At 57.3% G+C, this 24,759-nt stretch carries 15 protein-coding genes; 11 read left to right on the top strand and 4 right to left on the bottom strand.

The window, feature by feature from the left end; translation table 11 throughout:
* Positions 1–508: 508 nt before the first annotated feature.
* Positions 509–3,478: a Tn3 family transposase gene (locus H8B14_RS19225; RefSeq protein ID WP_187317299.1), complete on the bottom strand. Its 2,970-nt coding sequence runs from the start codon at positions 3,476–3,478 to the stop codon at positions 509–511.
* 116 nt (positions 3,479–3,594) lie between these two features.
* Here H8B14_RS19225 and H8B14_RS19220 point away from each other — a divergent pair, with 116 nt between their 5' ends.
* The 10 genes from H8B14_RS19220 (at position 3,595) to H8B14_RS19175 (ending at position 19,382) form a co-directional block, all read left to right on the top strand.
* Positions 3,595–4,221, top strand: a complete 627-nt coding sequence (locus H8B14_RS19220) for a recombinase family protein (protein WP_187317298.1) — start codon at positions 3,595–3,597, stop codon at positions 4,219–4,221.
* A 595-nt stretch (positions 4,222–4,816) separates the two neighbouring features.
* Complete coding sequence (locus tag H8B14_RS19215) at positions 4,817–5,494, top strand: hypothetical protein (protein ID WP_187317297.1); 678 nt, start codon at positions 4,817–4,819, stop codon at positions 5,492–5,494.
* 12 nt (positions 5,495–5,506) lie between these two features.
* Entirely contained in the window at positions 5,507–9,328 is a 3,822-nt protein-coding gene (locus H8B14_RS19210; RefSeq protein ID WP_187317296.1) for a LamG domain-containing protein, read from the top strand.
* Between the two features lie 547 nt (positions 9,329–9,875).
* Positions 9,876–13,328, top strand: coding sequence for a class I SAM-dependent DNA methyltransferase (locus H8B14_RS19205; protein ID WP_187317295.1), 3,453 nt, complete (start codon positions 9,876–9,878; stop codon positions 13,326–13,328).
* A 109-nt stretch (positions 13,329–13,437) separates the two neighbouring features.
* Entirely contained in the window at positions 13,438–13,842 is a 405-nt protein-coding gene (locus H8B14_RS19200; RefSeq protein ID WP_187317294.1) for a type II toxin-antitoxin system MqsR family toxin, read from the top strand.
* Complete coding sequence (locus tag H8B14_RS19195) at positions 13,829–14,881, top strand: type II TA system antitoxin MqsA family protein (protein WP_187317293.1); 1,053 nt, start codon at positions 13,829–13,831, stop codon at positions 14,879–14,881. The genes H8B14_RS19200 and H8B14_RS19195 overlap by 14 nt, the downstream gene beginning before the upstream one ends.
* A gap of 297 nt (positions 14,882–15,178) precedes the next feature.
* Positions 15,179–15,400, top strand: coding sequence for a DUF2188 domain-containing protein (locus H8B14_RS19190; protein ID WP_187317292.1), 222 nt, complete (start codon positions 15,179–15,181; stop codon positions 15,398–15,400).
* A 151-nt stretch (positions 15,401–15,551) separates the two neighbouring features.
* Positions 15,552–16,514, top strand: coding sequence for a nucleotidyltransferase family protein (locus tag H8B14_RS19185; RefSeq protein WP_187317291.1), 963 nt, complete (start codon positions 15,552–15,554; stop codon positions 16,512–16,514).
* A complete protein-coding gene (locus tag H8B14_RS19180) occupies positions 16,507–18,645 on the top strand; it encodes a ThiF family adenylyltransferase (protein WP_187317290.1) in 2,139 nt (712 codons plus the stop codon). Before H8B14_RS19185 ends, H8B14_RS19180 begins: the two co-directional genes overlap by 8 nt.
* On the top strand, positions 18,642–19,382 hold the full coding sequence (locus H8B14_RS19175; protein ID WP_187317289.1) for a DUF6602 domain-containing protein: 741 nt from the start codon (positions 18,642–18,644) through the stop codon (positions 19,380–19,382). The genes H8B14_RS19180 and H8B14_RS19175 overlap by 4 nt, the downstream gene beginning before the upstream one ends.
* Before the next feature lie 102 nt (positions 19,383–19,484).
* On the opposite strand, the gene H8B14_RS19170 is transcribed toward H8B14_RS19175, so the two are convergent.
* Together H8B14_RS19170 and H8B14_RS19165 are read right to left on the bottom strand one after the other, a co-directional pair.
* Positions 19,485–20,444, bottom strand: coding sequence for a site-specific integrase (locus H8B14_RS19170; RefSeq protein ID WP_315984854.1), 960 nt, complete (start codon positions 20,442–20,444; stop codon positions 19,485–19,487).
* A gap of 100 nt (positions 20,445–20,544) precedes the next feature.
* The gene (locus tag H8B14_RS19165) at positions 20,545–21,225 is read right to left on the bottom strand and encodes a hypothetical protein (protein ID WP_187317288.1); all 681 of its coding nucleotides are present in this window, start codon (positions 21,223–21,225) and stop codon (positions 20,545–20,547) included.
* Positions 21,226–21,379: 154 nt separating this feature from the next.
* Here H8B14_RS19165 and H8B14_RS19160 point away from each other — a divergent pair, with 154 nt between their 5' ends.
* Positions 21,380–22,306 (top strand): toxin-antitoxin system YwqK family antitoxin, encoded by a 927-nt coding sequence (locus tag H8B14_RS19160; protein ID WP_187317287.1) that lies wholly within the window; start codon positions 21,380–21,382, stop codon positions 22,304–22,306.
* Between the two features lie 15 nt (positions 22,307–22,321).
* Here the strand turns inward: H8B14_RS19160 and H8B14_RS19155 are convergent, their stop codons facing one another.
* Positions 22,322–24,757 carry a multicopper oxidase domain-containing protein gene (locus tag H8B14_RS19155; protein WP_187317286.1) on the bottom strand — a complete coding sequence of 812 codons (2,436 nt, stop codon included), beginning with the start codon at positions 24,755–24,757 and terminating at the stop codon, positions 22,322–22,324.
* Between the last annotated feature and the right edge of the window lie 2 nt (positions 24,758–24,759).

Genomic DNA, 24,759 nt, shown 5'->3' with positions numbered 1-24,759 from the left:
GTCTCGTAGGAAGCTCACAACAGCTTCTTCAGCGACTCTTGGCATGACCCCGTGGGCATCGCTAGGCAAGGTAGTAGCATCTATGGCACCCCCTGCACTTATAAAACCTATTCTTTAGCCGACCCATCGGATTACAGTTCGGCTTACCCAGTACGTGAACTAATAGGTTTTATAAGCCGCAATGCAGCATGGTACTTCTGGAACAGATTACTAAGCAGTCCCGCCTGTACTTACTACTGACCCAACAGCCTGCCAGTAAAGGGTAGAAATGGTATGCGTTTGCAGCCTCCTATGTTGGTTTTACTCACTCTTCTCCGTCAGATGGAAACTCCTAGGTTCAACTTCGGCTTACCCTTTCTATCCTTTCGCTCTGTGCAACCAAGTTTACTAACTGTGTTAAAAGAAGTCTCTGCGAGCTGCGTCAGCTGTTTGATGAGTTGTTTTTGGGGTTCTTCTTCCAACGGGGCGGATTTACACGCTAAGGAATTTTACCGCCCCTGAAGGGCGCTTACGGCTGGCGTAAGGGTCGACGGTGCTGCGGGTCCGCCTGCGCCGGATTCTCGAAGGAATACTTGCCCAGCCGGTTGATGTGCTCGTAGCGGCTGGGCGAGAGATACTCAAAATGGGCCTCGTCCACCGGATAGCCTTCGGCTTGCAGCTGCTGCAGGACCTCTTGCATATAGACCGTATTCCAGAGCAGCACGCAGTTGGTGAGCAGCGTCAGGCAGCGAGCGGCTTCGGCCTGCTCTTCCTGTTGCTTGCGCCGGATCACGCCCTCACTGCCAAACCACAGCCAGGCCCGTAGGGCGTGCAGTTCTTCTCCTTTATTGAGTTGGGCGTGAATGCGCCGCCGCAGCGGCTGGCTCTGCAGGTAGCGCAGGATGAAGTTGGTCTTGATGAGCTGGCCGTAGGCCTGCAGCACGTAGGTCAGGTGGTTTTGCCGGGGATAGGCCTGTAGCTTGCTGATGAAGAGCGAGGCCGTTACCCGGCCGGACTTGATGGAGCCGGCCAGCCGCAGCAGCTCGTCCCAATGCCGGCGGATGTAGTCCGGGTTGAGGGTACCCGTAAACTTGAGGTCGGGATACGTCCAATCCGCGCCCCGGATTTTGTAGAGCTTCTGGTCGGCGAGGTCCCGCATGCGGGGGCAGAAAAACAGGCCCAGCAAATCAAACAGCGCGAAGATGATGTCCGAGTAGCCCGCCGTGTCGGTCGTGTGCTCGACGATGGCCAACTCGGTCTGGTTATCGACAATCTCATCGAGCACGATGGTGGCGTCGCGCAAGGTGGCCGGCACGACCTTGCTGCCGTACTGCGAGTATTGATCCGAGGAGTGCGTCTGCATGGTCACGCCCCGGCCGGTGCCGAAGTAGGTAGGCAGGGACCGGGCATTACGCACCTTACCGCTAACGGCGAAACGCTGCCCGTCCGAGGAGGAAAATGTGCCGCTGCCCCAGTACGAAGCCAGCCACTGCCGGTGGTGCTCATTGACCAGGAGCGTATTGGCCGCTTTGAGCGTGTCGTCGCGCAGGTAATTGGAGGCCGTCCACCAGAGCGACTGGTAGGGCAGGCCTGTGCTGCGGGCCATGTCGGTGAGCGGAATGTTGCAACCCAGCGCGAGCACTCCGGCCAGCAGGCGTGTATCGTGCCCCTCACCGCGCGGGGCGTGTTCCAGACCCGGCAGGTGGTCGGTGAAGCCCAGCCAGGTGTTGACCTCGACCAGAATGTCAGTCAAATCTACCACCGGCAAGCGGCGGCTGATTTCCTGCTGCAGGGCCTGGGCTGCGGCCGGCACTTCCTCCGCGCTGACCCGGCCCACGACCAGTTCCCCGTCCTCCAGCCGCACGTCGCCCCCGGCTTCCAGCAGCTGTTGCATCGGGGCCAGCAGCTCCTGTAGCTCCTGCAAACGTTGGGTGAGCCGGTCCGTGGTGACGGCGGGCAGGTTCAGTTGGGCGCATAACTCGCCTTTCACCCGCTCCCACTCGGCCGGGCTAATCAGGTAGCTGCTCAAGTCGGCGTACTGATGCGAGGGGGCTACGTACACGTCACCCGAGCGCAGCCGATCACGCAGCGTGGAGAGCACGCACAGCTCGTAGGCGTGGCGCACGTCCGGTTCCGGGCTGTCTTCCGCGACGACCAGCTTGCGCCAGGTCGGTTTCAAAAAGCCCGTGGGCAGAGCGGCTGGCAGCTTCCGGCGGCGGCCCGCCTGCAGGTCGGCGACCAATTCCAGCGCGGCCGGGAAGTCGTCGCCGGTAAAGCCGTGCTGGAAGCTGATCTGCGCCAGCAGCCGGGGTGTGAATTGTTTGAAGAGGCTGTAGCGCCTGGCCAGGAACGTAAGGTGGGAATGACGAGTCGGGTAGAGCATCGTTTGCACCGCTTCCCAGGCCAGAACCAGCTGCTCGCGGGGAATGCGGGCGAACACACTCGGGCGCACCTGCCCGGCCGGAGTTTGCTCCTCGTCGAGTACGATTTCCACGGCCTGAGCCAGCGTACGCAGGGCCGTGTCTTTGGCGGCAGCAATCTGCTGCTGGTACTGATCGTGGGCGCGGCGGGCCTTGGCCAGGCTGTGTTCCCAGTAGGCATCGAACATGCTCAGCACCTCGTCGGTGAGCGTCAGGTAGCTCTCGCGCAGGAACGCCACCAGCAGCGGGTAGCGCTTGGGGGCGGGCAGGCGTTCGAGGTGGCGGTTGGAGCGGTTGCGGGCCAGCAGGGCCAGGCGCTTCTGCCGGTTCGGGTGCAGACTATGTACTTCCCAGGCCGGCACGCCCAACTCGCCCAGGTAGCGGAGCTTATCGAGGGCCGTGGTGATGGCGGCCGGATTGCCGACCGTAGCCATCTGCACCAGCCAGCGGTGGCGGGTGATGCGCAGGGCCTCATCCGGCAACAGCAATTGGTCCAGTTGCCAGCACACGTCTTCACTCAACAGCGGCACCAAACGCCGATACGTTTCCTGGTAGGCCAGCTCGCTCATGCTGCCCACCAGCCGCTCCAGCGTGCCGATGGCGGGGCGCACGATTTTCTCCTGCTGCAGCCGCAGGCAGGTCATGGCCAGCAGCACCCGCTCGTCGTCGTGCTCCAGGGCCCGCTCCACCAGCCAGGGCTCCAGCCAGGCCATGTCCAGCGGCTCCCACTTGCGAAAGCCCAGGTGCTTGAGCACGGCCAGAAAATGCTCGCTGCGGGTTTGCTGGCGGGTGCCGTACGCGCTGAGCCCCGGCGACTCCTCCTGCAGCTGGGTAGCGACGAACGGCAGCACGTCGGGCGGCAGATGCTCCCACCAGGTGTCCGGCAGAAAGCCCATCAGCCGCAACAGCCCCAGCTGCAGGGCGACGCCCAACCGGTTGGCCGCCCCGCGAAAGGAGGCGAGGAACTGCCGGTCCGCCTCCGTCAGGTGGAACTGCTGCCGCAGATCGGCTTCGAGCAAGGTGGCGGGCACGGTCTGGTAGCGCAGCCGTTCCGGGGCAGAGAGGAAGTCGAGCGGCATGGGCGGCGGCCTATCGAAAAGGGTGTCGAAACGCACCCCCTTTTTTGGGGGTGTCCGGGCCGATTTTACACCCAAAAAAGTAGCTTTACAAAGGAGTTCCTTTTCGATAGCCACCAATGCCTCTTTCCCCCACTGCCCAACCCAAGCGCGTAGCCCTCTACGCCCGCGTCTCCACCCTGGACAAAGGCCAGGACCCGGAGACGCAGCTGCGGCCCCTGCGCGAGTATGCCCAGCACCGGGGCTTCGCTGTAGCGTCCGAGTACGTGGACCAGGCTTCCGGCACGAGTGAGGAGCGGCGCGAGTATAAAACGATGATGGCCGCTGCCAAGAAGCGCCAAATCGACATCGTGTTGGTCTGGCGCTACGACCGCTTTGCCCGCTCCACCCAAGCGCTGGTTAACGCGCTTAAGGAGTTCCAAAGCCTGGGGGTGGACTTCATCTCCTACCAGGAAAACATCGATACCACCACGCCAACGGGTGAATTGATTTTCCACGTCATGGCCTCGCTGGCTCAATTTGAAAGTGCGCTTATCAGCCAGCGCGTGCGCGCCGGCATGGCGCGGGCCAAAGCACAAGGCAAGGCCATTTCCCGGCCGACGTTGCCGCTAGATCAGCAACAGAAAATCGCCCAGCTGCATGCGGCAGGTGTGTCGATGAACCAGATTAGCAAGCAAACAGCTATTGCGTATGGTACCGTATATAAATACGTCCAGCGCTCACGCACATTCCCTGGGGAAAAATAGCCCAAACCGACCCTGTATCCAGATGCCTGATTGACAACCGACAGTTCGTGTCGCCTCGGGTACCAACATCGCCCTCTCACCGAAATGCCCGAACAGATTAGCTATCCTTCCTCCACCGTCATGCTGCGGTCTATTTATTGGCAAGTGCTCAGCCTGCCGCCACAGACGCCCTATCGACAAGCCCGTCTGGACCGCCTGACAGAACAGTTTCGCTATGTACTCGAAACCTGGGCGGCGCATGCCTGGCCGACCCGTTCAGCCGATGGGCAACCGGTGCCCTCTCCTGCGACTTTGCTAGCCCGGTTAACGGCGTTGCCCGTGTCAGCCGCCACACATCAACAAGTGCTCACTGCTTTGATACGCTTGCTGCTGTAGCAACGCCTTGCCCTAAGTGGCCTTGTATTGTCAATGGCCGGTATGTCATCAGAACCGCGTAACCTAGCGCTTGATTACCAAATAGTTTGCCAGTTAGGAATCTTCCTCAATCCTTCTTACACTTGTTTTCAAGTTTGTTATCTATCGAGTTTTATTCTTATCCAAGCACATGGATGCGTCCTGTTCTTCCACTTGTTTACTTTCATCTACAATATCACATATGAAAAAGATTATACCTAGCATTTTCATGCTATCAGTATGTCTAGCCTCTTGTCGAAAGGAAGAAGTGATACAAGAATGCCCGCAGGTAGGGCAAGCTCCTCAAGCCTTCCTAAACTATTGGTATTTCCCAGAGGGAAGTTATTGGGTATATAAACAACGAGGCAGTGTACCGGCTATCTTAGACACTGTTCGGGCTTTTTCAGTAAAGAAGCGGCTGTTTAAACCAGGCGAAAACACGTTTGGACTACCGACTTGCGTGGAAATCTACGAATGTAACTTCAGCCATTCGAATCGATCATTTTTTCGGGGACTTAGTTCATTACAGAATTTTACGGGATTCGAGCATATTAGTAGCTTGTATACTGGTGACGAATGGGGGGCTCAACAAGCTACTGAAGCGGGAAATATGTATTCACCCGGTCTGATTTTGTCTTTTCCGCTTCCATCTCCTGGAACAAGACTGACTGCTGCTGGTCCCATGCTACTCGACACAATGGCTGTTACAGTGCCCGCTGGTCAATTCCGGCATAGCTTACACTTTGCTATATCATTTCGCGATTCCACAACGGCAAACTTCCTGCGCCGCTATCAGCTTTCGCGTGGCATAGGCTATACTCGTTTAGTATATACACAACTGGGCACGTGGGAACTCATCGCCTATAAAATCACCCCTTAATCCCTTCTCTTTATGAAAAAAATTCTACTGCTACTTTTGGTAGCCTGGCTTTCCTATGCCTCAGCATTTGGTCAAAACGACACGACTGACTTTGGCCCGGCTCCTTACAGACTTAGTTTTCAGTCGTTTGAGGCACCTATAGTAGATGGACAGCTTACCGTTGCGCTTTCTATCACAGCGAACCAGACCATCACCAGTAATGATTGGCGTTCTATAACCGACAACAAAAGCTTTTTTGCCTTTGATGCGTCCGAGGCCAACCGTTCAACCGCACTGACCGCCGGCGCAACGCAAACAAACAATTTGTACTTAACCTATGACCGGCGCCGTTTGCCGTTCTATCCGGTGGAGGTCAAGGTGATGATGGAGCACACCGACGAAGCCGGCAAAGTGCAACAATATAACCGAGCCTGTTATGTGTACTTCACTCCGTATAATACCGTGGAGGTGTGGGACCAACTTGATTACAAAAAGTTGCGACGAATGTGGCTCACAGACGATGGCCGGACTTTTGAAAATCGTCAGTCTGTAGCTCAGCAAGACATTCCCGTTTCGGATATCCCGCAGGGCTATCAGGCAAGTGCCGGAGAAGTATTCGATATGGAATATGTAGAGGGACTAGCTTATGCCATTCCTATGCGGAATACATCCTTCACAGGATACAACACCGACACCTTGGCTGGTCCGCAATACCGCGATGATTGTGGAATAGGGTATCGCCGTTACAAAGGGCGACTGGTAGATGAGCGCTTATTTACATGGCATCTCCCAGATAATAAACCCTTGAATGTACGCTTACCTATCCGTCGCGCCCGCGTAGAGGTTTGGCAGTACCATAGCGCAGCACCAGACCAGCATATCCGAACTTATTATACCGACGAGCAAGGCTATATCTCCAGTGGCAACAGCAGCTCTGTCCAGTTTGAAAAATGCTCTTCAAACTCCAAAGATATTCGGGTCTATTTAAAGATTATGATGACGGACGGGGGCGAGAATGTTCGGGTGAAAGAATCATGGGCATTTGACCGATTTGTAACAACTGTCACTCCCTTGAGAACGATCAATTACAATTCGGACCAGTCTATCATCACTCAAATTACCTTCGGTCAACCTGCTGCAGTTGGACACGATGTGGAGTTAAGTGAGCCCCAAGCTGGAAAAGTATATACGTGGGCAAAAATCTCGTGGGATTACACGCAAGCAGCTCTAACGAACACTGGGAAAAGTTTGTCGCATGACTTGAAGATCGTGCTAGTTGATGGCGAAAGAGGCGTTTATAGAGATGAAAATCGAAATATTGAACTAGGTGCAATTTCAAGGGCATCTGAATTTGTAGTTATGCATGAATTTGGGCACTTCGTTCAACATGAATTGCAGAATTCCCTTCCATCTGCTCAAGGAGACTCAGAACACTCTGGACAGTACAACAACAATCACCATTTACGCACACTTAAAGAGGGATTTGCAAATGGGTTCGCATACATCATGGATGAAATGACGTTTAGAGCCTTAGACCAAGAAGCCGGTAGCGGCTATTTGGCAGGAAACTATCATGAGCAAATAAATTTTGGAAGCTCTACTTTCCGAAATTTAACTCACCCTTTTGTTAGCGAACAGTCGTTTGGCAATACATTACTAGATCTGTGGGACGGGCCAAATAATTTTGCTTTATATAATAACCCTGGTGGACCAGGTGTATACCAAGACCCCGCTGACCCCATGACAGGCTATGTGGAGCAGTATGAAATGTCGTTTGCGCGTTTGCTGAGACCATTTATCAACCGCATTCGCTACTCCGTGACAGAGTATTACAATGCACTCTTGGGAGATAACAACACCAGTTTTGCAGAAAATCAGAATATCCGCAACCTTTGGTATTATAATTTCAATCTTTCAACTGCCCCCATAAATAGTGCATCCTTCCGCATTTTAAATACGGATGAAATTGCGCCCTTGGCAACAGTACAAACGCCTTATTTCACCGGCAATTTTCCGGGCACGTTAGCGGGCAATCACACACACACGTACGATGGCACGGATACCGGCCAATTGAACGGGAGCGGCTCGTCCTACAACGTGACCACCTACGTGAGAGAGGAGTATGATACTTCAGGTCGCCTTATTGGCGTTGAAACGATTAATGCAAATGGCGTTACCCTTAGCGATCCCGTAATGGTAACCAACGGAGCCGCGCTATTACTACACGGTAGCCCTCGCCCGAGGTGGTATAATGGCACCATGCCTTCATTGGTGCGCTACACGAAACGTAATGACCATTTGAATATCGATCTGCGTGACCTCGCAAGGGTGACGGTTGGACAAGGAAGCCAAATGGAGATTGGCTCAACATCTCCTTACCAGACAGCTGGTGTAAACCTGTTTCAAGGCACATATCTGACTGTGGAGGCTGGCGCAACTGTACGTGTACACGCCGGTTCAACGCTAAATATTTGGGAAAACGGCACGTTGCTAGTACGCAACGGCGGCACGTTACTGGTGGATGGCGACCTTTTTATTCGATGGGGTGGGCATATCTGCGTGGAAGAAGGAGGCAACGTAACGCTAACTGGCAGCAGCACGCTTTACGTGGATAATGGTGCTCGGATGGGCGTGATGGCCGGAGTGGGGCTACCTACTGGCCTTACTTGTACAAACAAAGTAGCTGCTTGCGGCATCGTTAACATTCAAAACAGTGGGGTTGTAAACATTGGTGGCGGCAACGAAGCTTTGTCATTTGATGGCAATGATGTCGTGACCATTCCCAATACGGGTTCCTACGTGAACGGTCTCGGTCAGCAATTTGCCATCGAGGCGTATATCCGGCCGGTTAATCCACAAATGGGCGGGGGCCAGACCATTTTGTCCAACCGACGCTCCAACCCAGCCAAAACCTATGGTTTGGAGGGGGCCTTACTCACGCTGATTGACGGCTACTTATTGCTGCAATTGGAGGGTGTCAACTTTGGATATGGGCAAGCTTCCATGCGCATTCCTACCGATGGGGCCTGCCACCACGTAGGCGTAAGCCGGGACGGAACCAACCGCCTGCGCTTCTTTATTGATGGACAAGCAGTAGCCTACTCGCCGAGTACGTCGCGCAGCCCCAATGCGGGCGGGGCCTTGAGCCTGGGCGCCAGTGACCCATACGGCAGTGGATTCAGCGAATATTACACCGGTATGCTCGGTGAGGTGCGGGTGTGGAATTCCAGCCGTACGGATGACCAGATCCGGCAAAACTTTACCTCGAAGCTGGCGGCCCCCCAATTTGGCTTGGTTGTCTATTATGACTTTCAGGACGCAACGGGCCAGCAAGTAGGCGATGGGGCCGGTGGGGCTACTGGCCATGGCATGCCCTTGGTCCCCGGCGTACTTGGTACCAGCAACGTGGAGGGCGCGGATGATCCGTCGTGGTTAAGCAAGTGCAGCTTGCCCTGTGCCGTGCAAGGCAACTTCCGGATAACCGGCGCAAACATGACGACCAAAAGTGGAGATTTCTCGCGTGGGTCGGTGGCCGACACCATGGGCCAATCGCGTAGCGCGATGTCTCTAGGCCTCACGAAGAAAGGAATATCTCACTTGGCGTCGTTGCACGTCACGCCCAATCCAGCTAGCAACACAGCGACGCTACACTTTGCCCAACCGTCTGCAGGGCTTGTACGGGTTCGTATTCTGGACTTGTCAGGAAATCAACGCGCAGAAGCCCTGCCTAAAACACGGCTGGAGGCAGGCCGTCACACGGTCTCCTTGCCGCTACGGGGACTACTACCTGGCCTCTACTTGATTACGGTCGAGAGTCCGACTGGTCAGGAATTCATTCGCCTCCAAGTGGAATAGATTGTGCTAAACGGTCTTTACACAACTGCCACGCTGAAACCAGCGTGGCAGTTGTGTTTAAAAAGAGGCACCTTCATTTCATATCTTGATGTTGAAGTTTTCTCCTTAACGTGTAAATCCGCCCCGTTGGAAGAAGAACCCCTTTTTGGGGCAGAACAGCTGATTCTTGTGCTTCGTAAACCTAGACAAGCAAATCCGCACCGGACGGTCGAGCAGAGTCGGCAGCTTACAATAGTTATCCTTTCGCTGCTAACCCACTGAACTCGGAAAAGCAGTAGCAGTCTATTGGGACCGGGCCTGGGCCCAACCTAACCACCTGGCGTGCTCATACACAGTTTGCCCAGACGCCGTTTAACCCACATAGAACCACTTTTCATAAGCTAGAATTAAATGAAGGTGTTCACGGCATGAATACATCAAAACGATTAGTTGCTGCCTGCGCCGCAGTCTTGTACTTTAGCTGCCTGACCGCCATCCCAATCTTTCGCTCTCCATTGCCTTCTCCTTCCGCCCGGAGAAGGCGACGAGGCAAAGTAGCCTTCTACCCGTGACCTATTCTGATTTTGCTGCCCGCTGGCTGCGCAGCGGCGGCGCCGAGCGCGCGAATTACCAAGCCTTCCTGCACGAGCTTTGCGCCCTGCTTGGCGTCGAGCCACCACAGCCCTCCGGCGAGCTAGCTTCCCAGGATGCCTATGTGTACGAGCGGGCTGTCACGTTTCAGGATGGGGCCAAAAAAAGCACCGGCCGTCTCGACCTTTACAAGCGCGGCTGCTTCGTGCTCGAAACCAAGCAGGGCACCAACTCACCCGACGACCAGCAACGGGCCGATGCCGCCGACGCGGCCGCACTTGGCCAGGCACCCCAGGAGCGTCGCCGCCGGGGGCACGCCGTCCGCGGCACCCGCAAGTGGGACCTGATGATGACCGAGGCCCGCAACCAGGCCCTGCGCTATGTGCAGGCCCTGCCCGCACAGGAGCCGCGCCCGCCCTTCGTCATCGTGGCCGACGTGGGCCACTGCTTCGACCTTTACGCCAATTTCGCCGGTACCGCCGAAGGCTTCACGCAGTTCTTGGACCTGCTCACCGGCATTCCCGGCTACAAGCCCACGCTACCCGCCGGCGGCGGCACCGAGGCCTTCCGCATCCCGCTCACCGCCCTCGAAGACGAAGTAGTGCGCCAGCGCCTGGCTCTGCTCTTCACCGACCCGCAGCAGCTCGACCCCAGCCGCCGCGCGGCCCAGGTCACCCGTCAGCTCGCTGCTCACTTGGCCGAGTTGAGCAAGCAGCTCGAAGCCGCTGGCCATGCCTCCGAGGCCGTGGCCCAGTTCCTGATGCGCTGCCTGTTTACTATGTTTGCTGAGGACGTAGAACTGATTCCCCGCGCCAGCTTCACCGGCTTGCTGCAGCAGTATGCCAGCACTCCGGAATTGCGCCAGCTGCTGCCCGACGCCTTGCAAAGCCTCTGGCATACGATGGACACCGGTGGCTTCTCCGGCGACCTGCGGGCCCGCCTGCGCCGCTTTAACGGCCAACTCTTTCACGAGGCCACCACGCTGCCCCTCACCGAGCCCCAGATTCACCTGCTTCTGCGTGCCGCTGCCGCCGACTGGACTGAAGTGGAACCCGCCATCTTCGGCACCCTGCTCGAACGCGCCCTCGACCCCAAAGAGCGGCACAGCCTCGGGGCGCACTACACCCCGCGCCGCTACGTGGAGCGCCTGGTGCTGCCCACCGTGCTGGAGCCCCTGCGCCGCGAGTGGGCCGCCGCTCAGGCCGCCAGCGCCCGCCGCCTCGACGAAACTGCCGGCCCGGCTGGGGAGCGAGCCGCCCGCCAAGACTTGCTGCGCTTCCTCACCCGCCTCACCACGGTCAAGATTCTCGACCCAGCCTGCGGCTCCGGCAACTTTCTCTACGTCACGCTGGAACACCTCAAGCGGCTGGAAGGGGAGGTAATTACGGCCATCAACCGCTTCGGCCAGTCGGGCCTGCTCGATTTGGGTGGGGCCACCACCGTCTCCCCCCGCCAGCTGCTGGGCTTGGAGCTGAACCCGCGGGCCGCCGCCATTGCCGACGTGGTGCTGCGCATCGGCTACCTGCAGTGGCACCTGCGCACCCACGGCCTCACCCAGCTGGCCGAGCCCCTACTCGATAGCTACCAGAATATCCGCCAGCAGGATGCCGTACTGAGCTACGAACCCGACTTTACCCAGGCCGGGCCTGCCGCATGGCCCCAGGCTGATTTCATCATCGGCAACCCTCCGTTTGTCGGCGATAAAGCCATGCGCCGCGCGCTGGGCGACGCCTACGTGGATACGCTGCGCAAAGTGTACAAGGGCAAAGTGGACGAGTCCGCCGACTTGGTGATGTACTGGTGGGAGCGGGCCGCTGAGACAGTGCGGCAGGGTCAGGCCGAGTCCTTCGGCTTCATCACCACCAACTCCATTACCCAAACCTTTAACCGCCGCCTCATCCAGCGCCACCTCGATGCGGCTCCGCCGCTATCGCTGACGTTCGCCATTGCCGACCACCCGTGGGTGGATAGTGCCAACGGCGCGGCCGTGCGCATCGCCATGAGCGTAGGCCGGGCCGGCACCCAGGTGGGCAAGCTGGCCACCCTGGTGCGCGAGTCGGTCACCGACGAAGACGATGCCCACACCGTGGAGCTGGTGGAAAGCGAGGGCATTATCAACGCCGACTTTACGGTGGGGGCCGACGTGGCTGGGGTCAAAGCGCTGAAGGCGAATGAAGGCGTTTCCAGCAACGGCATGATGCTGGCCGGTGCGGGCTTTATCGTGACTGAGGCGCAGGCCCACACTTTGGGCCTGGGCACGGTGGCTGGCCTTGCAACCCGCATCCGGCCCTACCGCAACGGCAAAGACCTGACCGCCCGGCCGCGTGGCGTGTACCTTATTGACTTGTTTGGCCTGAACGAAGCCGATGTCATCCGCGACTATCCGGCCGTGTACCAGCACGTCTATACCCACGTTAAGCCCGACCGCGACCAAAACAACCGCAAAAAGCTCAAGGAAATCTGGTGGCAGTTCGGCGAAACCCGCAAAGGCTTACGTGCGGCCACACAAGGTCTGACTCGCTACATTGCCACACCAGAAACGGCCAAACACCGCATATTTCAATTTCTGGATGTCGATATAGCCCCAGACCACAAGCTTGTCAATATTGCTTTTGATGATGCGTACAATTTAGGGGTCTTGTCAAGCCGAATTCACGTTGAATGGGCAATGGCTAGTGGTAGCTGGCTTGGTGTCGGCAACGACTCCGTATACACGAGCTCCCGCTGCTTTCAACCGTTTCCCTTCCCCAAAGCCACAGTAGAACAGCAAGAGCGCATCCGGGCACTGGCCGAGGCGCTGGATGCGCACCGCAAGCGCCAGCAGGCCTTGCATCCCACGCTGGCCCTCACCGACCTCTACAACGTGGTCGAGAAGCTGCGCGCCGGCCAGCCCCTTACGGCCAAGGAAGAAACCGTACACCAGCACGGCCTGGCCGCCGTGGTGCTCAGTCTCCACCAGCAGCTCGATACCGCCGTGGCCGAAGCCTACGGCTGGCCTACTGACTTGTCTGCTCCCGAACTGCTCCAGCGACTGGTGCACCTCAACCACCAGCGCGCCCGCGAGGAGCAAGGGGGTCACGTCCGTTACCTCCGCCCCGCTTATCAGGCCCCCGAAACCGTGCAGGCCGGCCTTATCCTGCCTGCGCCCACTGCGGCGGCCAAAGGCAACAAAGCCACCAAGTTATCGGACGCCGCAGCGCTACCTGTGAACGGGGTAGGAGAGGCCTCCAACGCCTGGCCCCAGGACCTCGCCCAGCAGATGCAAGCCCTTCGCACGGCTATCCAGCTAGCCGAAATGCCCCTCACAGCCGCCCAGGTGGCCAAGCGCTTTCGCGGAGCAGGCCCAGCTCGCGTCCAGCCGCTACTCGATACCCTGGTCACTCTTGGCCTGGTTCGTCACCTTATCGAAGAAGACGCCTACGCTGCCTGATGCCGGGCCCTTCCTAACGCCCACGTAGCTGATGTGGTTTATCCGTGCGTATCCCTACAATTGCAAAACATCAACTAATAAGTTGAACTTTGCGTAATACTTCGTAGTTTTGAATATACCCAGCGCAGTTCCCCCGCTTCGTGAGGTCGCCGAATACCTCCGCGAGTTCAAGGACAAGCTCAAGTTCTTCGGTTTCATAATCGTCGACCGTGACAAAAACAGCTCAAAAACCTTACTCAAGCTCGGTATCAACGGCGACAATGTTCGCAGCTGCCTGCTTGAGTTGGAATCCACCGATTATTTCCAGGGTCCCACGCCTAATCAGCAGGCTGGAAACCCGCCCGTTTGGGTGTTCGGCCGCGAGCTTCGCGGCTACGAAATCTACATCAAAGTACATTTAGGACGCCCCAGCCGCTCGGTTATCTGTATTTCCTTTCATCTGGCCGAGCATTCCATCATTTATCCTCTGAAGCGCAAGCCTCACCCTTTGCCCCCAACCGATGATTCAGCCTAGAATCGAAAGCCCCCTCTCCGACGGCTACGCCATCCTGCGCTGGGAATCCGATGCCCAGGTTTTTCGCAAGGAGAGCTACGACTATACGTACCACTTTTACGAGTGCGAGGATACCGGCGAGCGTTTTGTTACTCCCGAGTTGGCTAATCTCAACACCGCCCAGGTCTACAACCAGTACCGGGAGAAGCATGCCATCCTATTTCCTGAGCAAATCCGCGCTATGCGCGAGCGGTACGACCTGACCGCCGCCCGTATGTCTTTATTCCTGGGTTTGGGCGCTAATCAGTACCGCCACTACGAAGACGGCGAAGTACCCAGTGCCTCCACGGCCAACCTGTTGCGCCTGGCCAGCAACCCGAGCACGTTCCGGGGAATGGTGGAAGAAAAGCGCGGCGAGTTACGCCCCAACGAATACCTGAAGCTGGTGAACCGCCTGCTGGAGCTAATCGACCAGGAAGGAGTATCGCACCGGGTTGGTGGCTTCATGATTCGTAGCACGCCACCCATCACCGTCGAAGAACCCGACCAGTACACCGGCTACGTTACGCCCGACGCGGAGAAGTTCGCCGAGTTGGTGCTGTTCTTCTTCAACTACCTCGACAACCTCTTCAAAGTGCGGCTGCTCAAGCTGCTCTTCTATTCCGACTTCTACCACTACCGCCTCACCGCCCGGGCCATCACCGGCCAGCGTTACCGCGCCGTGCAGCACGGCCCCGTTCCGCAGGAATACGGGCAGCGTTTGCAGGAAATGGTGCAGCGGGGTCAACTTACCGCGGGCTTCCACCCCAGCTTGGTGCAGTCCGACAACGGCGCGCCGGTACTGGCTTATAAAGCAGCTCGTAAACCCAACATGGATGTGTTCAGCGAGTCTGAACGTCACGTGCTGGCCGTCGTGCTGCAACGTCTGGGACGCAAGTCCCGCCGCGAAATTGAGGACCTCAGCCATGAAGAGAAAGCCTGGCAGGATAATGAGGCCCAGAAAAACATCATCAGCTACCAAACCTACGCCTACGACCTAAACGCCTTGCGTTTAGCGTAGGCGTTTTTTCATTACACGCTTAAACAATTCCTTGCTGACCAAACCCCTTATAAAACAATCCGGCTGCCACAGGTCAGTGGCAGCCGGCATGGTAGAAATGCAGTAAAAGAAGGTTGGCGCCCGAACTACTGGTGCCGGGATTGGTTCCCCGGCCGCGCACCCCTACCGTGAGATTATACGAGGCCACGAAGGTAACAGATGTTTGTTGCCCTGCAATAGTGCGCCCTTGTGTCTGGCCCGGTGCATCGCCCACCACTGAGTTTACCTGTGTGGGCCCCATTCTTGAAGCCCTTATCCATGGCCAAGAACTTGCATGTCGTGCCCCGCTCCACTGGCTGGGCCGTCAAAACCGCTGGCGCATCCCGCGCTGCCACCATTGTTTCCACCCAAGTCCAGGCCATTCAGGTGGCCCGGCAAATGGCCACTAGCCGCGGCAGCGAAATGCTGATTCACGGCCGCAATGGTCAAATCCGGGAAAAGAACAGCTACGGCAGCGACCCGGAATCCAGCAAAGGCTAACCCCATTTTTTGCACTGCCCGGCGTTACTACCGTAGTGGCGCCGGGCTACTGCTACCACCCTCTGCAGCCCTGTTGCGGAAGGAGGCCACCCCTTACATGCCCATTAAAACCGTTATGGCGGACTTAAACAAGAACGATTACCTAGGTTGCGTGCACCGCTCCTACGGCATCAACCTGGAAGAAGACCTGGTTGAGGATAACGAAAGCCTGGCTGACCGCTACCGCAAAAAGCGCGACAAGGTGCAGGCCGCGCTGGAAAACAAATTCGGTAGCAACATCCGCTGCATTCAGCATTCGGGCTCCTACGCCAAGCACACGGCCATCAACATCAAGTTTGACATGGACTTGTGCGTGAACTTTAAGCGCAGCGCCTTCACCACCCTGCGGGTGATGTACGACGACGTGTTGGAATACCTCGAAAGCGACGAGTTCAGCGACGAAGTAGGCGACCTTACCGAAGTGCGGGCCCAAAAGGTCTCGGTCGGCTTGTTCTTCTTGGTCGACGACGAGGTACTCAACTTCGACATCACGCCTGGCCGGCGCATCAGCGACGATGACACGAGCTGCTTCGACCTGAACTTATGCCTCAACGACGAGGACTCGTCGGGCCGCATGAAAACCAACATCGCCAAGCAAATCGACCACATCAAGGGCCGGAAGAAAGAGCGCGAAACGGTCAAGCTATTGAAGGCTTGGAAATTCGAGCACTTCACCAAGCTAAAGTCGTTTCTGTTGGAATTGCTTACCATCAAGTCGTTCGACGATAAGGGGGAAGCCAACGTGCCCAGCGGCCGGTGGGACCGGCTGAAGCTTACGATGGAGTTCATCAGGGACAACATCGAAACCATCAACCTGCTTGACCCCGGCAACTCCGGCAACAACGTCACCAACAGCCTCACCGACCGTCAGAAAAAGAAGCTGGCCAAGGAAATGAAGCGGGCACTGAAACAGATTGAGGCCGACAGTAATAAGCTCAAATTCTATTTCCCGGTCAATCCCAAGTTCCCCTGCGAGGATAAGCCCAAGGACAAGGAACCCGCAAAGGCATCCAGCCGCTACGAGCAAAACGCGGCCGTGAAGCAGACCACCTATCCCGCTACTACCTATGGTTGATAACGTTGCGGATACACGGTTCTTCAACACGTTCTTCGCAGCTGAACCCAACGTAACCTTGCTGGAGCCCTTCGTATTCGAAGCGGCTCCAGCCCGGCACGTCGGTGGCATCAGGGTAGAAACGGCCAAAGGCCCCGTGCATTTCACCGTGCACGTGCCCGAAGCCTACCCGCAGGGAGAAGTATTGTTTTGGCCCAAAGAAATAGTGGGCTACGCGCACCAAGGCGTTGCCAAGCTCCCGCTGCACGGCGGTTTTCTCTGTCTGACCACTCCCACCATCAACCATCTGCCTACTCGCCTGGCGCAGGAAATACAGCAGCTGCACGGCTGGCTGACGCGGTATTACGTGCAGGAGGAAATTGACGAGCACTACGAGTATATTCCCATTCGCGGAGCCAAATGCGGCCATCTCCTGTTCGACGAGGAACCCACGGACAATACTGCGGACCGTTTCGCCACCCAGCAAAGCGGCACGTTTGCTTATTCACTGCTTCGCCCCGCCAATACCGCCGTTGACCTGCCCACACAAGCGCCTGCTTTTCTTGGTTCCGGCTTAGGCAATGTTGCAGCTCGGTGGGCTGCCAACGCTCAGCAGGCCCGTTACGCTGGCATGTGGACATTGCTGAGCCAGGAGCCCGTCCTGCGGCACAAGCTGCGTGTCGAACACTGGAAGGACCTATTGCCGTTGCTACCGGAAGACTTCTACACGCAGTTGCGTCAGCTAGGATTGGACCACGGGTTTCGTCGTCAGTCGCCAATTACCTTGGGCAACCGATTCATGCTCGCTGTCGGCTACCCAATACCGGGCAGCGGTGGGCAGGAAATAACGTGGGACACTTTGTTTCTCCCCCTCAGTCTGCTTCGGCGGGACTCATCGACCTTCGCCGTTCGAAGCCGTTTTGAGGCTTTGAGCAAGCAAAGACTGGTCTGGGGTGAAGCTAGCAATGCCGCCTACTCTCGCTTCTTTGGGCGTGGGCAACTGACGGAAGCGCTTGTTGGTAGTCGAGTTCTAATTATTGGTGTTGGCGCAATAGGCAGCTGCATAGCAGAAACCTTGGTGAGGGGTGGCCAGCGAAAACTAGATTTTGCTGAATCAGACTTGGTTGCGCCAGGTAACATTTGCCGAAGCCGCTACCGGTTCCGGGATGCCGGCGCGGCCAAAAGCTTGGCCCTGCAGCAGCACCTGCAAGCTCTTTCTCCCTACGTCTCAGTCCAAATACACGACAGCATACCGAACACCGCGCCCGGGGCCCACAACTGGGCGAAAACCACCGCATGGCTGGATAAATACGACCTGATATTCGACTGCTCCGCCAACAATGAGGTGCTCACCACGCTCCATCACGCCGTGCCAGCTACCCGGGTCGTTCATATCTCCGTCACGGAAGGAGCCGAAGAATTGATTGCAGTAGCTGGGGGTGACGAATGCTCTCTGCAGGAGCGGCGCGAGCAGTTATTGGCTCATGTGGGCCGACCCGCCTATCCTGAGTTTCGCGAAGGGGCAGGGTGTTGGCATCCTACGTTCCGGGCGGCCGGCGCCAATATCGAAGCAATGGTTGGACTTGCTGTTAGTGAATTAGCCGAAATGGCCCGTCAAAGAAAATCATTCCGCACCTTCAGCTTGCACCATGTGCCGGGTCGTGGCATCCAGGTTAGCGCCGACCAGCATTACACTCAAAATCAGCTAGGTCTGCGGCTGGTTATCACCGGCGAGTGCCTAGAGCAAATTAAACAACTAACCCTGCTGCATCATCCGAAAGAGTTTGGAGGGGTGCTGGTAGGAAATTATTCGGAAGACGGTGGTTGCGCCATCGTCAGCCGAATTATTATTCCGACCAAATTCAAGAATTCCCCTGCCTCATTCGCTCCTGACCCGGCCTGCATTAACCGGCAGTTGCAAGCACTACCCGAGCAACTGCAATACCTCGGCGATTGGCACTCGCACCCGGATGGTCCTTCCCAGCCTAGCTCAACGGATAAAGCCACCATTGCCCGACTGGCGGCCCACCCTCAGGTGCGAGCCAGTACCCCACTGCTACTCATCGCCCAAACCAAACAGCATCAGGTGGTGCCCCATTTTTTCGTCCAACACAAAGGCAAGCTCCACAATTATAGTCAGTCCCCAGCATGAACCATTTCGACTTAAAAGCTGCCTTCAATAGTCTGCAGAAGCAGATGTCTCTCAAACTAACCACCAACCGCCAACTCGTTGCCCATGCACCCTCAATGGGCGACGTAACTGAAGAGAGTTGGCGCTCCTGGCTCCAGGAGTACCTGCCGAAACGGTACTGTGTCAGTAAGGCATTCGTGGTAGACCATAATGGCTTCATGAGTCACCAGATAGATTTAGTGATTCATGACCGGCAGTACTCCCCTTTCGTGTGGACCGTGAATGGCATGGACCACATTCCAGCGGAAAGCGTGTATGCTGTGTTTGAAGTCAAACAAAACTTCGATAAGAAGACGCTGGAATATGCGGGTGAGAAGATAAAATCAGTACGATTGCTCACCCGTACTAATGCCCCCGTATATCACGCTGATGGTTGTATCCAAGAGCCGCGCGAGCATTTCAATATCATCGGCGGCATGCTAAGCTTGGATTCAACATGGAGTGAGGCATTTGGTGAACCGTTCATTAATGTAATTGATAGTCTTGACTCCCGTAGTCACATTGATATCGGGTGTGTGCTGGATAAAGGAGGCTTTAACATCCATTATAATGCGGATGCGGACAACATTAGGGAAATCAGCACTCCTGAAGAAGCGTTAATTTATTTCTTCCTAAAGCTCTTGTCCAGGCTTCAAAAACTAGGCACCGTTCCTGCAATTGATATCGAGAAATATGCTCGGGCCCTCGAGTCGATGTAGCAATTTTCAAGTAGCAACTACCACGTCTGGGCTATACAATACTTCCTTCCACCGGTGGGGATGTACTAGTGTCTGAACTATTAGCTAGTGTTAATTTGAGAATTACAGACCTAACTTTTGAGCGGCATTGTGTTGGCGCACATTATCGAGGCGTGTATAACGGCGAATCATTTCACTCGTCTTGTGCTTTGTCTGGTTCATCACCTCGCTATCGTCGGCGCCGTTGAGCTTGGCCACCGTCACGAAGGAAGCCCGTAGCGAGTGAGCTGTAAACTTCGGGCCCAGGTGCCGCTGCACAATTTTGTTGAGGTGCACATCGGTCAGCCGCCGGTCTGTGAGCCGGCTGCCCTTGCGGAATGAGACCAGAATCGGTCCCGACGTGCGTTCTAGCAACCGTAGCCAAGCCTGCAGCGTGCGAATGGGGCACAGGGTGGGGTCCGGCGAGTAGAAAATGGCCTTTTCTTCCGCTTCCCCCAGCTGGTTGGTCTTGCTGCGTTTGAGGTTGATGGTGAGCCCGTCCTCGGAAAACGTCAAGTCGTCCAGGTCTAGCGCCGACAGCTCCGACCGCCGGAAGGCGCCGGTAAAGCCTAAGAGCAGGATGACCTTATCACGCAAGCCGGCCGGCGTGCTGGCATCGAGGTGCTTGAGGATGCGCTTGAAGCTGGCCAGCGAAAACGCTGGCGCCTGCTTTTGCCGAACGCCCTTCAATCGGCTGATGCCGTCCATCAGCACCTTGAATTTCTTGTCCTCCGTGGGTGAGGCTAGGTCACGCAGGGCGTGGGCTTTGCTAATAGCCGCGCAGCTGCGCTGAATAGTCGACACTTTTTTGCCGGCTTCGGCCAGGTGCGTCACATAGCCGGCAAGCGTATCCACCGACGCCGGCAGCGCGACCTGTCCGTGTTCGGTGCACCACTCGGTGAAGCGGCGCCAGTCGCCGGCGTACGCCCGGGCCGTATTGGGCGCGCCTTGCAAGCCGGCTTCGACGTACCGAGTCGTGTGCTGGGTCAGGTGCGCCAGGCCCATGGAGCTGGGCGATGAGGGAACGACGGGAACGGAGCTCACGGCAGCCTATATATAAGGAGTGAAAACGCGATAAGTGGTCGGTTCCCAAAAGTAATGAATAAGGTATGATAACTAAGACTTATCATACCTTATTGATGGCCTATGCCGAGCGGCCTGGTTCACCTAGAATAGTCTTGAGCTGTCGCAGGTCTGCTTTGATGCGTGGGCCAATACTTTTGCCGTGACAGTTTCTGTAGCGGTCAGGTCCTTTGCACAGACAATGCTTCTTGGGCGTACCGCCCATGTAAATGAATCCCTGCAAGACATTTTTCAACGCGTCGTAGTATTGGTGAAGCTCCATGGCAGCGTCAGGAAGTTGCATGTACATGTCATCTGCTCGCGTACCGTAGGCGTGAATCCTGGAAAGCGTTTCGTTAACTCGAATGAAATCGTCTACCACTGGGTTGCCGGTGATGTTGATTCGCACATTGTCCGTGTCTTGGCCGGTATACTCGAACCCTTCGTGGTCTGAAACGAAAAGCGTGTGTTCGGCCTGCACTTCAGTTGGGGTGATGTCCGTGAGCTCTTCCTGCTCATCTTCCCAGACCGCATGCCTTTCCGCTTCGCACAGGATAGTTGTTTTGTGGATAGCCCATCCGTAGTGAATTCGCCCGCCATCCCACTTCACCTTTTCCATAACATTGGCAAAGCAGTTTAGCGATTTGGCATAAGGCTCCGGCCGTATAGGTACCAACTCGGGTTCGAACTCAGCCTTCAACTTATCAAGTAGCTTGGTAACGAAAGCATCATTCTTGTCTGGAGGGGTAGTAGCGTGTAGCATGAGCGCAAGTAAAGGGTAATAGGGGGTGGAATTAGCCTACCAAAATACGTGGCCAGCTACTGACCATTTTATTGGGCGGCATTAATTAGTGTAAAAGCATCTAGTTAGTACTTTTACCGACCGCCCTTCCGCTTATTCTACTAGCAAAGTCTCTATGGCAAAACTTTACATTCTTCAATTTCTACTTCTGATTGTCAGCATTCCCACGCTCGCCCAGCGACCCAAGCCCGCCGCGGTTTCGCTGCCGCCCGCCGATACAGTCTACTTCGACCGGGACTGGGAACGCACCGAAACGTTGGAAGAAGTCAGCTACGCCCGCATTGCCCGGCACGACGACGCTGGCAAAACCATTGGCACGGTGCGGGACTACTTTTATCCGTCCTGGAAAAAGCAGTGGGAAGGCAAGATGGCCAGCGAATCCCCCGACAAGCCCACCGGACTGTGTTGCGGCTGGCACGAAAACGGCCAGGTTAGCTTTAAGGGCACGTACGTCAACGGCGTGCAGCAATCCGACTTTCGCAGCTGGCGCGACGATGGACGGGAAATCAAGTGCAAGTCGGTCATGCAGGAGGCGTTGCCGCTGAGTACCGCCTCCATTCACTGCAGCAACTGCATGCACATCAGCCGCAAGGTCTTCACCGTGGATATTCCCGAAGGCACGGTGGGCATCGTCTACAAGCTGGATGTGCGCGACGAAGGCCAGCCCCCGGTGTCGTGGTCCACGGCCCTGGCCCTGGCGGGCGTCGTCGGGACGGGCGGCATGTCCGCGCCCGCCTTACTGACTACGGCGGCTACGGCCCTCACGAAGCAGGGCAACAATGCGCCGCCCACCGTGAGCACCAAGTGCCACTGGTACATCACGCCCGACGAAGCGTCGGCGCAGCAGTTTCTGGACACGAAAGGTTACATCAAGGACGTGAAGAACTGCCTGCGCGTGGCGTCCAACACCCCCCAGGAAACCCTGCCCATCAGCCTGCCGCCCGGCATCCGCCGGCTCTACGTGTGCGTGAACAACGATAACTACACCACGGACGCCACGGCGACGTTGAGCGTGACGGCGCTGGTGCAAACCTGCAAGTAGGGAGCCGGCTGCCCGTTAATAGTGCAGGGTCAGGCCAGCGCCCCACTTGTAGTCGCTGTCGTAGTTGGTGCTCAGCGACACGTACTTGCTGACCATGTAGCGGAAGGCCACGTTGTATTCCCGGTCGGTGTTCACCAGCAGGTCGGCGAAGAAGTTGTTGCTCAGGGGCAGGTCCGTGCGCTCCAGCTGCAGGCGCACCTTGCCGTTGCTGTCCAGGCGCAGCTCCGAGCGCACGAGCAGCGGCAGCAGGTAGTACAGGCCCACGTCGAACACCCGCCGGTTGTTTTTGGTGTTCCGCTCCCCTTCCGCCAGCAGCGTGCGGTTGTTGCGGTAATCAAAGCCGACGAAGGCAGCGAGAAACTGCCGGTTGTCGAGGTAGCGCAGCAGGTGGGTTTCGGTTTCGAAGTTGCCCTGGTAGTTTACCCGGCCCTCGAATTCGAGCGCGTTGCGGTTGTTGGAGAGCGTGCTTTCCAGAAAAGCGCCCTGCGAGTGCGCCATCAGGTCGGCCCAGAGGTAGGGCCGGTTATCTTCCTTCTTTAGCTCCTTGTAGTCGGTGCGGGCGTACTGGTTCTGCGGGGTACCCTCGTAGCTCACGATGCGGGCCATGCCGGCCATCATGTGGTAGAGGATGTGGCAGTGGAAAAACCAGTCCTGCTCCTCGTTGGCGTCGAATTCGATGGTGACCTTGCCCATGGACTGAATGTCGAAGGTGTGCTTCATGGGCGAGTAGGCACCCTGGGCGTTGACGAGCCGGAAAAAGTGCCCGTGCAGGTGCAAGGGGTGGCGCATCATGGTGGTGTTGGTGAAGGTCATGCGCACGTTCTCTCCCTTGCGGATGGGAATCTTGTCGGCCTCGGACAGGGTCTTGTTGTCGAATGACCACACGTAGCGCAGCATGTTGCCGGTCAGGGTCAGGTTGATTTCCCGCCACTGCTTGGTCGAGTCGAGGGTGGTGGGATTAAGGGCCCGCAGCTGGTTGTAGTTGAAATCGCCCGCGCTGCCGCCCATGCCAGCCATCCCGCTCATGCCCCCCATGTCCATGCCCGCCATGCTGCCCATGTCCTGCATGCTGCCCATGCTCTTGCCGGCTTTCTCCTGGGCGTTCTGGGGGCGGTTCTGCGGCGAAGGCGCCGTGGCGGCGGGCGCGGCCCCGTGCTGCATGTCCATGCCCGGCATCGCCGAGCCTGCCGCCGGGCTGGCCGGCTTCTGCCCGTGGCTGCCCGACATGTCCATCCCTTTCATATTCATGCCTTTCATCTCCCCACTGCTCTGCTCTTTGGTCATGCCGGCGCCGCCCATGTCCATGCCGCTCATGCCCTCCATGCTGTTCATCTCGCGCATCATCTGGAAGTAGTTGATGCGGGGCAGGTCGGGCGCTTTCATCGGCTCGCCCGCCCCGATGTAGGTGGAGGTGTAGCCCGTAATGTCGTTGGCCGTGGCCCGGAATTCGGCCGCGCCCATGGCGGGCACGGTCACCAGCAGGTCGTAGGTTTCGGCCGTGGCTATTTCGAGCTTGGTAACCGGGAAGGGCTCCACGTTGATGCCGTCGGCGGCGATGACCTGCATGGGGCCGCCGGCGTACTGCAGGAAAAAGTACGACGAGGCGCTGCCGTTGATGACGCGCAGGCGCACCACTTCCCCGGGCTTGGCATCCTTGAAGTAGCCCTTTTCCTGCCCGTTAGTGAGGAATTTGTTGTAGTAGATGTCGGTCAGGTCCATGGCCGGCATGCGGCCCCACTCCTGCTTGAGCTTGTCTTTGAAGTAGCCGGCGGCCAGGGCCTCGCCGTAGCTCTGGGTGGCCCCCTTCTGCACCGCAAACCACTCGCCGGTGCGCTTAAGGTAGCGCAGCACTTCCTTGGATTTGTGGTCGGTCCAGTCGGAGAGCACCAGCACGTACTCCTTCATCTCGTAGGGTATGCGCTTGGGGTGAATGACGATGGAGCCGTACACCCCGTCCTGTTCCTGCAGCATGGTGTGGGAGTGGTACCAGTAGGTGCCGCTCTGAATCAGGGGAAACGTAAACGTGTGGGTGCCGCCGGGCTCGACCGGGGCCGTGTTGAGGTAGGGTACGCCGTCGTATTCGTTGGGCAGCAGGATGCCGTGCCAGTGGATGGAAGTTTCCATGTGCATCTGGTTGTGCACCCGAATTACGGCCGTGTCGCCCTCGTTGAAGGTGAGCGTGGGGGCCGGAATCTGGCCGTTAATGCCGATGGCGCGACGGGTACGGCCGGTGAAGTTGACCAGGCGCTCGTCGACGTATAAGTCGTATTCTACCCGCTTGCCTACGTAGCTCGTGCGGGGCGTCACGACTTTGCCTTGCAGCTCGGCGGCCGGGGGCGCGGACTGGGTCAGGTGGGGCTCGGTGCCCTTGCCCATGCGCATGCCCGGCATGCTCTGCGCCCAGGCGGGCAGGTTGGCCAGCAGCGCAGCCAGTAGAAAGAGTACTCGCATCG

Origin of the sequence: Hymenobacter puniceus (assembly GCF_014333525.1) — a bacterium.
Lineage (GTDB): Bacteria > Bacteroidota > Bacteroidia > Cytophagales > Hymenobacteraceae > Hymenobacter.
This window is presented reverse-complemented; position numbering and strand designations above follow the sequence as displayed.

Bases quoted from the DNA above. Each gene is read 5' to 3' on its own strand.
- H8B14_RS19225 (WP_187317299.1), bottom strand. From the start codon at position 3,478: ATGCCGCTCGACTTCCTCTCTGCCCCGGAACGGCTGCGCTACCAGACC.
- H8B14_RS19220 (WP_187317298.1), top strand. From the start codon at position 3,595: ATGCCTCTTTCCCCCACTGCCCAACCCAAGCGCGTAGCCCTCTACGCC.
- H8B14_RS19215 (WP_187317297.1), top strand. From the start codon at position 4,817: ATGAAAAAGATTATACCTAGCATTTTCATGCTATCAGTATGTCTAGCC.
- H8B14_RS19210 (WP_187317296.1), top strand. From the start codon at position 5,507: ATGAAAAAAATTCTACTGCTACTTTTGGTAGCCTGGCTTTCCTATGCC.
- H8B14_RS19195 (WP_187317293.1), top strand. From the start codon at position 13,829: ATGATTCAGCCTAGAATCGAAAGCCCCCTCTCCGACGGCTACGCCATC.
- H8B14_RS19190 (WP_187317292.1), top strand. From the start codon at position 15,179: ATGGCCAAGAACTTGCATGTCGTGCCCCGCTCCACTGGCTGGGCCGTC.
- H8B14_RS19180 (WP_187317290.1), top strand. From the start codon at position 16,507: ATGGTTGATAACGTTGCGGATACACGGTTCTTCAACACGTTCTTCGCA.
- H8B14_RS19175 (WP_187317289.1), top strand. From the start codon at position 18,642: ATGAACCATTTCGACTTAAAAGCTGCCTTCAATAGTCTGCAGAAGCAG.
- H8B14_RS19165 (WP_187317288.1), bottom strand. From the start codon at position 21,225: ATGCTACACGCTACTACCCCTCCAGACAAGAATGATGCTTTCGTTACC.
- H8B14_RS19160 (WP_187317287.1), top strand. From the start codon at position 21,380: ATGGCAAAACTTTACATTCTTCAATTTCTACTTCTGATTGTCAGCATT.
- H8B14_RS19155 (WP_187317286.1), bottom strand. From the start codon at position 24,757: ATGCGAGTACTCTTTCTACTGGCTGCGCTGCTGGCCAACCTGCCCGCC.